Raw genomic sequence first — 13,027 nt, 5'->3', positions numbered from 1 at the left:
GCGAACTTCGCGGCGGGGTCTTCACGGGCGCGACGGCAACTTGGCGCTAGGCTCGATCGAGGTTGATTCCACGGCCGACGCGATGGGGAGCAGTGCGAAGGTTCCGGAGCTGAGCGCCCTCCGGTCCATCCTGGGGGCGCCCTGATGACGCGCAGATCCGTGAAGACTGCAGGGGTGGCGCTGCGAAAGGATGATCCACGACCGCAATGACGAATCTGACTACTGGCCAGGGGCTTCCGGACGTGGTCGTCACCGGGATCGCCATGACCACCGCACTCGCCACCGACGCCGAGACCACCTGGAAGTTGCTGCTCGACTGCCAAAGCGGGATCCGCGAGCTCGATGACCCGTTCGTGGAGGAGTTCGATCTGCCGGTTCGCATCGGCGGGCACCTGCTGGAGGAGTTCGATAGCGAGCTCAACCCGGCCGAGCTGCGCCGCACGGGATACCTGTCCAGAATGTCTGCCGTCGTCAACCGGCGGGCGTGGGACAGCGCCGGCTCCCCGGAGGTCGACCCCAACCGCCTGCTGGTGTCGGTAGGCACCGGATTCGGTTCCGGCGAGGAGCTGGTGTTCACCCGCGACACCCTGCGCGCCCGGGGCGTCAAAGCGGTGTCGCCGCTGGCCGTCAGTAAGTACATGCCCGACGCCGCCGCCCAGGCGGTGGGGCTGGAGCGGCACGCCAGGGCCGGCGTGATGACACCGGTGTCGGCGTGCGCGTCCGGTTCGGAGGCGATCGCGCGGGCCTGGCAGGCGATGGTGTTCGGCGAGGCCGACGTCGCAATCTGCGGTGGCGTCGAGACCCGGATCGAGGCGGTGCCCATCGCCGCCTTCGCCAACATGCGGATCGTGATGTCGACGAACAATGCGAATCCGGCCGGCGCATGCCGCCCCTTCGACAAAGACCGCGACGGTTTCGTCTTCGGCGAGGCCGGCGCTCTGATGGTGCTCGAGACCGAGGAGCACGCCAAGGCCCGCGGGGCGCGCATCCTGGCCCGGTTGATGGGCGCCGGCGTGACGTCCGACGGTTACCACATGGTCGCGCCGGACCCGAGCGGGAACCGCGCCGGACAGGCGATGACCCGCGCCATCCAGCTCGCCGGTCTCACACCCGGCGACATCGACCACGTCAACGCGCACGCCACCGGTACGCAGATCGGCGACCTCGCCGAGGGCAAGGCGATCAACAACGCGCTGGGCAGCAACAAGCCGGCGGTGTACGCCCCCAAATCCGCCCTCGGGCACTCCGTCGGCGCTGTCGGCGCGGTGGAGTCGATACTGACCGTGCTGGCGCTGCGCGACCAGATCGTCCCGCCGACGCTGAACCTGGAAAACCTGGACCCGGAGATCGATCTGGACGTGGTGTCGGGTAATCCGCGGCGGGGCAGCTATCAGTACGCTATCAACAATTCGTTCGGGTTCGGCGGGCACAACGTCGCCCTGGCCTTCGGCAGGTACTGAAACGTCACCGGCTCGGTGTTGTCACCCGTCGGGCCTAGCATCATGAGCGCTACCGAAGGAGCGCCATGAGCATCGATTTCACCCCCGATCCCAAGCTCTATCCGTTCCGGTCGCGCTGGTTCGACAGCTCGCGGGGACGCATGCACTACATCGACGAAGGTGACGGCCCGCCCATCCTGCTGTGCCACGGCAACCCGACGTGGAGCTTCCTGTATCGCAACATCGTCATCGCGCTGCGCGACCGCTTCCGTTGCATCGCACCGGATTACCTCGGCTTCGGGCTCTCCGATCGGCCCTCGGGGTTCGGCTACAAGATCGACGAGCACGCCCGGGTGGTGGGCGAGTTCGTCGATCAGCTAAGCCTGAACGACTTCGTGACCATGGGCCAGGACTGGGGCGGTCCCATCAGCATGGCGGTCGCGGTGGAGCGCGCCGACCGCGTCCGCGGCGTCGTCCTGGGCAACACCTGGTTCTGGCCCACGGACGAATTCACGACCAAGCTGTTCAGCCGGGTAATGTCCAGTCCCCCAATGCAATACGCGATCCTGCGGCACAACTTCTTCGTCGAGCGCCTGATCCCGGCCGGCACCCAACACCGCCCCAGCGATGCGGTGATGCAGCATTACCGGGCGGTGCAGCCCGGCCCCGACGCCCGCCGGGGGGTCGCGGAGATGCCCAAGCAGATCCTGGCCGCCGGTCCCCTGCTGGCGCGGCTCGCCCGGGAAGTGCCAGCCAGGCTCGGCGCCAAGCCCGCCTTGTTCGTCTGGGGGATGAAGGACTTCGCGTTCCGTCCCGGCCCCACCCTGCCGCGCATGCGGGCGACCTTCCCGGACCATGTACTGGTCGAGCTGCCCAACGCCAAGCACTTCATCCAGGAGGATGCGCCGGAGCAGATCGCCGCGGCGATCATCGACCGCTTCGGCTGACCCGCCCGCGCGGGATTCAGGCGAAGGCCTCCACCGGCGGGCACGAGCAGACCAGATTGCGGTCGCCGTAGGCGCCGTCGATGCGTCGCACCGGCGGCCACACCTTGGGCCGGAAGTTCTTGCCGAGCGGGTAGGCGGCCTCTTCGCGCGTGTACGCGTGCTGCCAGTCGCCGACCAGCAGGCACTCGGCGGTGTGCGGCGCTCCCCGCAACGGATTGTCCTCCACGGGCCACTCCCCCGCGCCGACCCGGTCGATCTCGCCGCGGATGGCGATCATGGCCGCGCAGAAGGCGTCGACCTCGGTCAGGGTCTCGCTCTCGGTGGGCTCCACCATCAGCGTGCCGGCCACCGGGAAACTCATCGTGGGGGCGTGAAAACCATAGTCCGCCAAGCGCTTTGCGACATCGTCGACGGTCACTCCGGTGGACTTGGTGATCGGCCGCAGATCCAGGATGCATTCGTGGGCGACCATGCCGTTCTCCCCGGTGTAGAGCACCGGGAAGTACTCGTCGAGCCGGCGGGCGATGTAGTTGGCCGACGCGATCGCGGTCAGCGATGCGGCGCGCAGGCCGCTAGCAGCTCCGCCGCCCATCATCCTGATGTAGGCCCAGCTGATCGGCAGGATCGAGGCGGACCCGTAGGGCGCCGAGGACACCGGATGCCCCTGCGGCAACTCGGGGGCGTGCGGGTGGCCGGGCAGGAAAGGCGCCAGGTGCGCACGCACCGCCACGGGACCCACCCCCGGCCCGCCGCCGCCGTGCGGGATGCAGAACGTCTTGTGCAGGTTCAGGTGGCTGACGTCGCCGCCGAACTTGCCCGGCCGGGCCAGCCCGACAAGCGCGTTGAGGTTGGCGCCGTCGACATAGACCTGGCCCCCGGCGTCGTGGACGGCCGCGCAGATCTCGGTGATGTCGTGCTCGTAGACGCCGTGGGTGGACGGATAGGTGATCATCAGCGTCGACAACTCGTCCCCGTGCTGGGTGACCTTGGCGCGCAAATCATCCAGGTCGACATCGCCGTTGTCGTGGCAGGCGACCACCACCACCCGCATGCCGGCCAGCGCCGCCGACGCCGCGTTGGTGCCGTGCGCGCTGGACGGGATCAGGCAGATGTTGCGGTGCGGCTCACCCCGGCTGGCATGATAGTCGTGAATGGCCAGCAGGCCGGCGTATTCGCCCTGCGAGCCGGCGTTGGGCTGCAGCGAGACGGCGTCGTAGCCGGTGATCTGCACCAGCCAGGTCTCCAGGTCGCTGATGAGCCGGCGCAGCCCCGGGGTGTCCGACGCCGGGGCGAACGGATGCTGGCGGGCGAACTCCGGCCAGGTGATGGGTTCCATCTCGGCGGCGGCGTTGAGCTTCATCGTGCACGAGCCGAGCGGAATCATGCTGCGGTCCAAGGCGATGTCTTTGTCCGCCAGGGTGCGCAGGTAGCGCATCATCGCCGTCTCGGTGCGGTATTGCGTGAACGCGGGATGGGTCAAGAAATCCGAGGTGCGGGTGGCGATGTCCACACCGGCCGGCTCACCGGCACTGACGCCGAAGGCCTCCAGCACCGCTGCCACGTGGGCGTCGGTGGTGGCCTCGTCGCACGCCACCGAGACGTGGTCGGCGTCGACGCGCCACAGGTTGATGCCGCGCGCCTTGGCGGCGGCCACCACCTCGTCGGCGCGCCCCGGCACCCGCGCCAGCACGGTGTCGAAGAACTCCTCGTGCACCATCGAGTCGCCCAGCGCCGCCGCGATGGTCTCGGCGTGGCCGTGCATCCGGCGGGCGATCCCGGTCAGTCCGTCGGCGCCGTGGTAGCTGGCGTACATGGCGGCCATCACCGCCAGCAGCACCTGCGCGGTGCAGATGTTGCTGGTCGCCTTGTCCCGGCGGATGTGCTGCTCGCGGGTCTGCAGCGCCAATCGGTAGGCCGGCATGCCGTCACTATCTACGGACACGCCGACCAGCCGGCCCGGCAGCTGGCGGGCGTGCTTGGAGTGCACCGACAGGTATCCGGCGTGCGGGCCGCCGAATCCCATTGGCACACCGAACCGTTGGGTGGTTCCGAACGCGACGTCGGCGCCGATCTCCCCCGGCGGTGTGATCAGTGTCAGCGCCAGCAGATCGGCGCCGATGGCGATCAGCGCGCCCCGCTCGTGCGCCGCCGCAACCAACGCCGACCAGTCGGTGATCCGGCCGCTGGCGCCGGGCAGCTGGGTGATGACGCCGAAGAATTCGCCGTCGGGCAGGCCGTCCCGCAGGTCGGCGGTGACGATCTCGATGCCCAGCGGCCGGGCCCGCGTGGCCAGCACGGCAGCCGTCTGGGCGAACAGGTCGGCGTCGACGGCGAGCCGGTTCGAGGTGCCACGGGTCGCGCGGTGCATCAGCGTCATGGCCTCGGCGGCCGCGGTGCCCTCATCGAGCATCGACGCGTTGGCGACCTCCAGCCCGGTCAGGTCGGCCACCATGGTCTGGAAATTCAGCAGCGCCTCCAGCCGGCCCTGGCTGATCTCGGGCTGATACGGCGTGTAGGCGGTGTACCACGCCGGGTTCTCCAGGATGTTGCGCACCAGCACCGGCGGGGTGAGCGTGTCGTAGTAGCCCTGCCCGATCATCGACACGGCCACCGTGTTGGCCTCGGCCAGCGCCCGGAGCTCTGCCAGGGCCTCCGTTTCGGTGACGGCCGGCGGCAACTCGTCCAGGCCCGGCGCCACGCCGCTGTCGGTCAGCCTGTCGAGGATGCCCGCGGGGACGGCCTTGGCGGCAAGTTGGTCGAGCGAATCGACTCCGATGACGCGCAGCATGGCCGCGACGGCCTGGGCGTCCGGGCCTATGTGGCGGGCTGCGAAGGTGGTGTGGTCCGGCACGGGCGATCTCCTGAAGTGGCGGCAGAGGCAGAGGACTAGCGGCCCTCTCCCTCTGTCTTCACCCGTTCGCCGGGCGCCTGAGAGATTCGGCGCCCGTTGGTGTCTGAGCGCCTTTCCCCATCGGCGGGTGCCGGACCCCCGGGGGGTCGGCACCGCTTTCCAGAGGCATCGTTTACGCGCGCGGTCCGGGTGCCTGAGAGGTTAGCGGAGAGGTGTTGCTCCTTCGGCGTCCGTGACTGGCCGCCACGGAACTCTCCCGCACGAGTGCGATGCGGGACCCAGTTTACCTGTCCGGGTCACGCGGACGCGTTTAGCCGATCTTGCGGTCGCGGTGCTTGCGCCGGGAGGCCAGCTCGTCCTCGGGCGCGGCGATCGACTCGCCGCCATCGGCCCGCTCCCCGGGGAAGTCGGCGATCACGCCGGTCAGCTCGCGCATGGCGCCGGATACGGCGATGCCGAACACGCCCTGCCCGCCCTGCAGCAGGTCGACGACCTCTTCGGCCGACGTGCATTCGTAAACCGTGGTGCCGTCGGAGAACAACGTGATGTTGGCCAGGTCCTGCACCCCGCGCTGGCGCAGATGATCGACCGCAACCCTGATGTTGTGCAGCGAGATCCCGGTGTCGAGCAGCCGCTTGACGATCTTGAGGACCAGGATGTCCTTGAACGAGTACAGCCGCTGGCTGCCCGAGCCCGCCGCGCTGCGGATGGACGGCACCACCAGCGAGGTGCGCGCCCAATAGTCCAGCTGGCGGTAGGTGATTCCGGCGATCTGGCAGGCGCTGGGCCCGCGGTATCCGACCAGCTCGTCGGGCACCGAGTCGTCGGGAAACAGCCCGGGCTGAACGGGCGCTTCCGGCACGGCGGTCGGGTGGTCAGCTAGGTCCAGCTGTTCTTGGCGTGGCTGCTCGCTCACGGTGCTTCCTCTCGCCGATCGCGCTTTCGTTTCCAGCTGCGTCACTGGCTGCGTCGCAGCCACGTTTGCTCAGGCCCGAGTGCTAGAGAGCTTACGCGCTTCGATAGCTACCGCGCCCGTTTAAGTCGTGATCAAAGTATGGCCGCCGCCGGGCCAAGTGAGGGCGCTATCCGCCAGGCGTGTCGACATCCCGGCGCTAGTTGAGACAGATCCGTGATGTCGATGTCCAGGGTAGTACGCGCACCGCGGCCACCCAAACCGCGCGCAAATCGGCCGCGAATCGCCCCGAATCGCCTACGTGGCCTTGAAATCGTCGGGAGACACGCTGTCGAGAAACTCCTTGAACTTCTCCACCTCGTCCTCGCGGACGGCGGTGCCGCCCTCTTCGTCGGTCTCGTCGGGGATGAGCAGGCCAGCCTGGGCCAGCACGGCCTCCTCGACGTAGATCGGAACGCCGACACGCAACGCGATCGCCACCGAATCCGAGGGTCGCGCCGACACGGTGATGTTGCGATCGAAGACCAGGTCGGCGTAGAACGTGCCCTCTTGGAGGTCGACGATCCGCACCTCTTTCAGCGAATGGCCAAGCGCCGCAATAACATCCCTGATCAGATCGTGTGTCAGCGGGCGGGGCGGCTCGACCCCCTGCTGTTCGAGCGCGATCGCGGCAGCCTCCGATTGGCCGATCCAGATCGGCAGGTAACGGTCGCCGTCGGTCTCGCGCAGTAACAGGACCGGCTGGTTCTGCGGCTGCTCCACGCGAATGCCGACAACACGAACTTCGCCCATTTGTGTCTGCCCTCCGCATATGCTGCCGTGTCGGTTCTTGGCGCAACGACGACGCCGAATTCTCGCTATGCCGCCGAAAACCAAGCTATCGACGAAGTCTAGTCCTCAGCGATGAAGAACGTCGCGAACGGCGGATTTGATCAGCGACGTGTGCAAGGTGATGGCCAACGCCGCGACCTCCCGAGCCAGATCGTCGGCGCGGTCTCGGGCGCCGGCCTTGTCGGCTTTGACTACCGGCCCGGCGATTTGGGCGATCAGGTCCGATTGCCGGTCGGCTGCCGAGCGGAAAGCGCGCAGATGCCGCGGCTCCACGCCGTACTCGGACAGCGCCCGCGCGCATTGCAGGATGACGACGGCGTGTTCGTCGAAGAAGCCGCCCGGGCCGGTGGTGATCACCCCCGCCTTCAGCAGCGCCGTCAACAGGTCGTCGCCCACCCCGGAGCGCTCGAGCAGGTCTTCACGGCTCAGCCGAATGCTCGAAGGCGCCACCGCGGCCGTGTCGGACCCGGGCTGGTCGCCCGCCTCGGCATCGGCCTCCCCGACTCCCGCCACAGACACCAGGCGCGGCGCGGCGTACGGGGATCCGAAGGGCGGCAGCTCGCCGTCGGGCTGGGCGTCCAATTGCGCCCGGATGACCTTGAGCGGTAGGTAGTGATCGCGCTGCGCGGTCAGGATGAAACGCAACCGGGCGCAGTCGTATGCGGTGAATCTCCGATAGCCGGACGCGGCGCGCTGCGGCGTCACCAGTCCCTCGGCCTCCAAGAACCGAATCTTGGAGATCGTGACATCGGGAAAGTCCGGTCTCAACAATTCCAGGACCGTCCCGATCGACATCCCGGCCAGCGCCGGGCTATCGGGCGCGCTCACTAGCCTCCGGATCCTCCGTCCTCACCCTGCTTGGGCCCGGTCAAAAACACCAAGCGGAACTTGCCGATCTGCACCTCGTCGCCGTTGGCGAGCACCGCCGAGTCCACGGGCTCCCGGTTGACGTACGTGCCGTTAAGGCTACCGACATCGACCACGTTGAATTCGTTGTTTTCCAACCTGAATTCGGCGTGGCGTCGGCTGACGGTGACGTCGTCGAGGAAGATGTCGCTGTCGGGGTGCCGACCGGCCGACGTGATGGGCTGGTCGAGCAAGAAGCGCGACCCGGCGTTCGGTCCCCGCTTGACGACCAGCAGTGCCGAGCCCGCCGGGAGGCCTTCCACCCCGGATACCGCACTCTCGGTGCCCGCCTGCGCGGGGGCGTCCAGTTCGTTGAGGAAGTCGGCGCGGAAGACCGAGGTCGTTTCCACCGTGACTTCGTCAGAGGTCTGGTCGTTGTCCATGTCCGTCACGCGCTGCTCCTCACTGGCCGCTGTGGCGTTGTCTGACCGGGCCGCTCGGCCGGCTGCTCACTAGGTTTGTTCGCCCGGTACTGCCGATTACCGAGACCGGGGCCTTCAAGTGTCGATGTGTCGACGGTACCGCGCATAGGTCTGCAATGTGCCCCCACCCGACGATCGGAAGACCGATTTCCCGCCTTTCCCCCGCCGGCCTGCCGCGCCGCTCGCGTCGCCGCGCGGGGCTGGCAGGCACCTTAGCAACCGTCATTCGGTCAACGTTCCGCGGTAGGCCTCGGCGTCCAGCAGCGACGAAATGGCCGACTCCAATGCGGCGGTGTCGGCCACCTGGACGTCCACCAGCCACCCGGCCCCGTACGGGTCGGAGTTGACCAGCTGCGGACTGCCCTCCAGGTCGGCGTTCACCGCGGACACCGTGCCCGATACCGGGGCGTACAGATCCGACACCGATTTCGTCGACTCGACCTCACCGAACGACTCACCCGCGGTCAGTTCGGTGCCGACCTCGGGCAGCTGAACGAAGACCACGTCGCCCAGCGCCGACTGGGCGAAGTCGGTGATCCCGACCCGCGCCGTGTCCTGACCGCTTCGGCGAACCCACTCGTGTTCGGCGGTGTAGTGCAGGTCGGGTGGGATGTCGCTCACGAGTAGTCCTGTTCTGTTGGCGAATTGCTCACTTGACGGGCTGAGCGTATTGGTGCGGTTTTGGTTGTCGCAAGGTGGTCACGTCCACCCGGTCGGCCTGCCGGACCGACATCCGCGCGCCGACACGCTTGATGCTGTCCTCGGCGCCGCCCGGTATGTTCATCGCCGCGGCCAGGGTGGGTGGATCCCCAATCGCCAGAATTGAATACGGCGGCGACAGCGTCTTGTTGTCGACGGTCAGCGAGCCAGGCATACCCACTACCCAGGTATCGACACCTACCCGCACCGACTGATGCGCGTCGTTGACCTCGATGGCCTCCGCGCCGGCGGCACGCAGTTCGTTGATGACGTCGAGCATGACCTCCGGGGCGACGCCGGGCCCGGGATCGTCGATCGTGATGGTGACGCCCGGCCCGGTGGCCCCCACGGCACCGGCCAAGATGGACAGCGCCGCCAGCCTGGCCTGCGCGGCCGCAATGGCGGCCTGGTCGTTGTTGCCGGACGCCTGCAGGGAATTCAGCGTGTTCTGCAATTCGCTGACTTCGGCGTTGAGGGTGGCCTCCCGCTGCCGCAACGAATCCAGCAACACCAGCAAGTCCGCCGGGCGCGCCGTGTCCAGCGAATCGCCCGACTCGTTCTGGCGGACCTGCGTGACGATGGCGATGCCCAACAGCAGGCACAACATGACCGCCAACGTTCCGAACGCCATCCGCGAGCGGCCGCCGCGGAAAAGCCCTGAAAATCCGGTGCGGCGCACCGGCCCGATCTCCGGGCGGGGGCTCTTCGTCGGCAGTTCGTGACGTCCGTGCTGGGTGCGGCCCGCTGCTTCAGGTGTTTCGGCGGCGTCGTCTGCCGGGTCCTGGCTCACGCCGGCCTCATCCCCGTCATGGCGGCACTCCTCTCCCCCGCGATCGGGTGGGGGTCCCTCCTTCTGGGGGCGTACCCCCACGTCGCTTCTCTCTGCATCGTCGTCGGCTCGGTCACGCCCCGAACAGCCGGCGCCGCAGCGCCGCGGCGTTGCCGAAGATGCGGATTCCCAACACCACGATGATGGCCGTGGACAACTGCGTGCCGACTCCGAGTTGGTCGCCGACGTACACGATCAGGGCTGCCACGAAAACGTTGAAAACGAACGAGATCACGAAGACTTTGGGATCGAAGATCCGCTCCAGATAGGCGCGCAACCCGCCGAACACCGCGTCGAGCGCCGCGACCACCGCGATGGGCAGGTACGGCTGGACGACCTCGGGCACGGCGGGGTGGAAAACCAGGCCGAGCACGATGCCGATCGCCAGCGCCGCGATACCGATCATGCTCGATGTCCCATCCGCGACTCGCACAGGGGGTGCTGGCTGCCGAGGACTATTCTCACTGTGGCCCAATCTGTTTGGCGAACTTGACATCCCGGATCGATCCGGCGGGAAGCGTCATCCCGTCGGCGGTGTCGACCGTGACGACGACACTGTAGGAGGCCTCGAGCAGCTTCAGGCGCTGCCTGCCGGAGCTTTGGTCGAAGACGTCCCGCATCGCCCGTGGCGGTCCCACCGCCAGGATCGTGTATGGGCTGCTGGTGGGGTTGTTGTCGACCAGGATTGCCCCGCCGGCCTGCCGGATGGTCGCGTCGGGCCCGATGCGCACGCCCCCGACCGAAATCGCCTCGGCGCCGCTGGTCCACAACGAGTTGACCACCAGCTGCAGATCCCGATCCAGGATGATCTGCCTGCTGCCGCTGATTCGCTGCTTGGACACGTCGGAAAGGTTCGGGCCGGCGCCCGGATCGGTCACGGTCACCTTGAGGCCCGGGCCGATCACCGCCGTGCTGGCCGCCGCCAGCCCCAGCGCATCGAGGCGGGCCAGCAGCCGCTGCCCTTCGGCGTCGTCGGCCAGCGCGCGGCGCTGCACGTTGTCCACTCGCGACGACAGCTCGCTGCGCCGCTGGGCCAGTTTTGCCGCCGAATTCTCCGCCGAACGCACATTGCCCAGCAGCAGCTGTTGCGCGGAGCGCACGCCGGGGGCGACCGAGCGGGCCTGCACGACCGCCGCGGCGAAGACGGTGGCGATCAACAGCGCCGCCAATGCCTGCCACAGCCAGCTCGCGGCGCGCTGACGCGCCCCGCCATGGTGGTCGGCGGCGCTGCGCTTGGCGGCGGCCGCGGCGTAACCGGGATCCAGGTGTTCGGACAGCAGGGCGCGCAACAGGGAGGGCACCGGGATCAGCTGCGGCCGCGAGGCCACATGCGCGCTGCGGCCGGCGTTCGGGTCGTAGCCGCCGAGCAGGCGGTCACCGTCAGCCACTTTCGACCGCCCTGGGCGCGGCGGGCCGGCGGGGGCCGTATCTGAGCCGGGGCATCCGGCGCACCACCAACGTCATCTGCACCACGTACAGCGCGAACGACCAGAGGTAGGCGTACATGCCCCAGATCAGGAACGCCCAGCCGCAGGCCCCGACGACCCGGCTCCACAGCGCGTCCCACGTCCCGAGCAGCACCAGCGGAAAACCGGACATCAACGCGAACGTGGCGGCCTTCCCGATGTAGGTCACCGGCAGCGCGGACAGGCCGCGGCTCCACAGCAGCGGCAGCGTCGCGGCCAGCAGCCCATCGCGCGCCAGCAGGATGGCGACAAACCACCACGGCACGATCCCGCTCCACGCCATCACGACGGGAACGCCGACCATGTACAGGCGGTCGACCGCCGGGTCGAGCAGGACACCCAGCCGCGATGACTGGTCGAGCAGCCGGGCGATCTTGCCGTCGGCCCAGTCGGACGCGCCGCTGAACATCAGGATCCCGACCGCCCAGCCGTTGGCGTGCGCGACCAGCAGGGCGTAGGCGAAGACACCGATGAGCACCAGGCGAATGGCGCTCAGCGCGTTGGGCACCGTCAGCACCCGGTTGGGCGGAAGCGCCGGCTCCATAAGCCGTGACCTTAGCCCGACGACGATGCGGTCCGCAGCGCGGACCGCGGTGGAGTCGGGCAATTGGCTTAGTCGAATGCCGACTGGGCGGCTGGACGCACACTCGGCGCCCGAGCCACCCTCCGGACTAGCGGAAGACGCCGGGCAGGCTCAGCGTCGACAGCGTGTCATCCGACAGCGGGTTGTCGTTGACCATGTAGGTCCACGTCGACGTCGGCCGGGCCAGCTTGGAAAGATCCAGCCCCTGTTCCTCTTCCAGGACGTTGGCGGTCTCGAATGTCTGCTGCGCGGCCTCGATCGCGTCCGCGGCCAGCGACGCGAACGCGTCGACCGCCAACCGGTGGAACTCGTCCAGCGGGTTCTGCCGCCCCAGTGCCCGCAGGTGGATGCTCTCCCGGATGTCGGCCAGGTACGCCAGGTGGTCGGCCCAGCCGCGGTCGAGGTGATACAGCATGATCTGCCTGCAGATGGTCTCGAGCCGATCTTCGGGGATGTCCCCAGCCAGCTCCTTGTACCGCTTGGGCGCCAGTTCGGCGAGCTCCTCGCGCGCGGTTGAGGTGCGCAGCAACGTGTTTCGCCGATCGACGATGATGGCGCGCTGTTGGGCGATGAGCTGGTTGTAGCGCCAGGTGTTGGCGTGCACGTCCAGCATCCGGCCCTCGGCGACGCGCTGGGCGTGGTCGAGCAGCCCGGCCGCCTTGGGGCTGACGATCCGGCCATCCTCGTCGGTCTCCATGGGCAGCTTGTTGTGGTCGAGGTTGGCCGCCACGACGTCGTCTTCCCAACTCGAGAAGAACACCGACGACCCCGGGTCGCCCTGGCGACCGGCGCGCCCGCGCAACTGGTTGTCCAGTCGCTCGGTGTGGTGCCGGCCGGTACCCACCACGTGCAGCCCGCCGAGCTCGGCGACCCTGTCGTGGTCGGCCTCGTCGGAGCCCCCGAGCCGGATGTCGGTGCCCCGCCCCGCCATCTGCGTCGACACGGTGACCACACCGAACTTGCCGGCCTCGGCGATGACCTCGGCCTCCTCGGCGTCGTTCTTCGCGTTGAGCACCACCGCGGGCACGCCGCGGCGCAGCAGCCGCTCGTGCAGTTCCTCCGATTCGGCCACGTCGCGGGTGCCGACCAGCACCGGCTGCCCGGTCTCGTGCACCTCGGCGATGTGCGCGACGATCGCGTC

Annotated in this window: 12 protein-coding genes, 1 pseudogene and 2 riboswitches; of the genes and pseudogenes, 2 read left to right on the top strand and 11 right to left on the bottom strand. The window is 68.4% G+C overall.

Annotated elements, in window-relative coordinates; all coding sequences use genetic code 11:
- The first annotated feature begins 206 nt into the window (after positions 1–206).
- Positions 207–1,460: a 3-oxoacyl-ACP synthase KasB gene (kasB, locus tag A9X04_RS14735; protein WP_067921519.1), complete on the top strand. Its 1,254-nt coding sequence runs from the start codon at positions 207–209 to the stop codon at positions 1,458–1,460.
- A gap of 65 nt (positions 1,461–1,525) precedes the next feature.
- Positions 1,526–2,386 (top strand): haloalkane dehalogenase, encoded by an 861-nt coding sequence (locus A9X04_RS14730; RefSeq protein WP_067921518.1) that lies wholly within the window; start codon positions 1,526–1,528, stop codon positions 2,384–2,386.
- A gap of 16 nt (positions 2,387–2,402) precedes the next feature.
- On the opposite strand, the gene gcvP is transcribed toward A9X04_RS14730, so the two are convergent.
- The 11 genes and pseudogenes from gcvP to secA2 all read right to left on the bottom strand — a co-directional run.
- Positions 2,403–5,237: an aminomethyl-transferring glycine dehydrogenase gene (gene gcvP / locus A9X04_RS14725; RefSeq protein WP_067921512.1), complete on the bottom strand. Its 2,835-nt coding sequence runs from the start codon at positions 5,235–5,237 to the stop codon at positions 2,403–2,405.
- Positions 5,238–5,279: 42 nt separating this feature from the next.
- Positions 5,280–5,406: riboswitch (glycine riboswitch) on the bottom strand.
- 2 nt (positions 5,407–5,408) lie between these two features.
- A riboswitch (glycine riboswitch) is annotated at positions 5,409–5,506 on the bottom strand.
- 41 nt (positions 5,507–5,547) lie between these two features.
- Complete coding sequence (locus A9X04_RS14720) at positions 5,548–6,153, bottom strand: MerR family transcriptional regulator (RefSeq protein ID WP_067921510.1); 606 nt, start codon at positions 6,151–6,153, stop codon at positions 5,548–5,550.
- Between the two features lie 294 nt (positions 6,154–6,447).
- Positions 6,448–6,942 carry a bifunctional nuclease family protein gene (locus A9X04_RS14715; RefSeq protein WP_046184273.1) on the bottom strand — a complete coding sequence of 165 codons (495 nt, stop codon included), beginning with the start codon at positions 6,940–6,942 and terminating at the stop codon, positions 6,448–6,450.
- A 105-nt stretch (positions 6,943–7,047) separates the two neighbouring features.
- Complete coding sequence (locus tag A9X04_RS14710) at positions 7,048–7,809, bottom strand: MerR family transcriptional regulator (RefSeq protein ID WP_067921508.1); 762 nt, start codon at positions 7,807–7,809, stop codon at positions 7,048–7,050.
- Positions 7,809–8,270: a glycogen accumulation regulator GarA gene (gene garA / locus A9X04_RS14705; RefSeq protein WP_276038948.1), complete on the bottom strand. Its 462-nt coding sequence runs from the start codon at positions 8,268–8,270 to the stop codon at positions 7,809–7,811. The genes A9X04_RS14710 and garA overlap by 1 nt, the downstream gene beginning before the upstream one ends.
- Before the next feature lie 261 nt (positions 8,271–8,531).
- Complete coding sequence (gcvH, locus tag A9X04_RS14700) at positions 8,532–8,930, bottom strand: glycine cleavage system protein GcvH (RefSeq protein ID WP_067921506.1); 399 nt, start codon at positions 8,928–8,930, stop codon at positions 8,532–8,534.
- A gap of 28 nt (positions 8,931–8,958) precedes the next feature.
- Complete coding sequence (locus A9X04_RS14695; protein ID WP_067921504.1) at positions 8,959–9,798, bottom strand: DUF881 domain-containing protein; 840 nt, start codon at positions 9,796–9,798, stop codon at positions 8,959–8,961.
- A 112-nt stretch (positions 9,799–9,910) separates the two neighbouring features.
- The gene (locus tag A9X04_RS14690) at positions 9,911–10,243 is read right to left on the bottom strand and encodes a small basic family protein (RefSeq protein ID WP_007170008.1); all 333 of its coding nucleotides are present in this window, start codon (positions 10,241–10,243) and stop codon (positions 9,911–9,913) included.
- A gap of 55 nt (positions 10,244–10,298) precedes the next feature.
- Positions 10,299–11,225 carry a DUF881 domain-containing protein gene (locus A9X04_RS14685; protein ID WP_067921502.1) on the bottom strand — a complete coding sequence of 309 codons (927 nt, stop codon included), beginning with the start codon at positions 11,223–11,225 and terminating at the stop codon, positions 10,299–10,301.
- Entirely contained in the window at positions 11,218–11,847 is a 630-nt protein-coding gene (locus A9X04_RS14680; protein WP_067921500.1) for a CDP-alcohol phosphatidyltransferase family protein, read from the bottom strand. The genes A9X04_RS14685 and A9X04_RS14680 overlap by 8 nt, the downstream gene beginning before the upstream one ends.
- Before the next feature lie 127 nt (positions 11,848–11,974).
- Positions 11,975–13,027, bottom strand: a pseudogene (gene secA2 / locus A9X04_RS14675) (accessory Sec system translocase SecA2); the annotation flags it as partial.

This window comes from Mycobacterium sp. E3247, assembly GCF_001667785.1.
Taxonomy (GTDB): domain Bacteria; phylum Actinomycetota; class Actinomycetes; order Mycobacteriales; family Mycobacteriaceae; genus Mycobacterium.
The sequence above is the reverse complement of the archived record's forward strand: the minus strand, read 5'-3'. Positions and strand labels throughout refer to the sequence as shown.

Bases quoted from the DNA above. Each gene is read 5' to 3' on its own strand.
- kasB (WP_067921519.1), top strand. From the start codon at position 207: ATGACGAATCTGACTACTGGCCAGGGGCTTCCGGACGTGGTCGTCACC.
- A9X04_RS14730 (WP_067921518.1), top strand. From the start codon at position 1,526: ATGAGCATCGATTTCACCCCCGATCCCAAGCTCTATCCGTTCCGGTCG.
- A9X04_RS14715 (WP_046184273.1), bottom strand. From the start codon at position 6,942: ATGGGCGAAGTTCGTGTTGTCGGCATTCGCGTGGAGCAGCCGCAGAAC.
- garA (WP_276038948.1), bottom strand. From the start codon at position 8,270: ATGGACAACGACCAGACCTCTGACGAAGTCACGGTGGAAACGACCTCG.
- A9X04_RS14690 (WP_007170008.1), bottom strand. From the start codon at position 10,243: ATGATCGGTATCGCGGCGCTGGCGATCGGCATCGTGCTCGGCCTGGTT.
- A9X04_RS14680 (WP_067921500.1), bottom strand. From the start codon at position 11,847: ATGGAGCCGGCGCTTCCGCCCAACCGGGTGCTGACGGTGCCCAACGCG.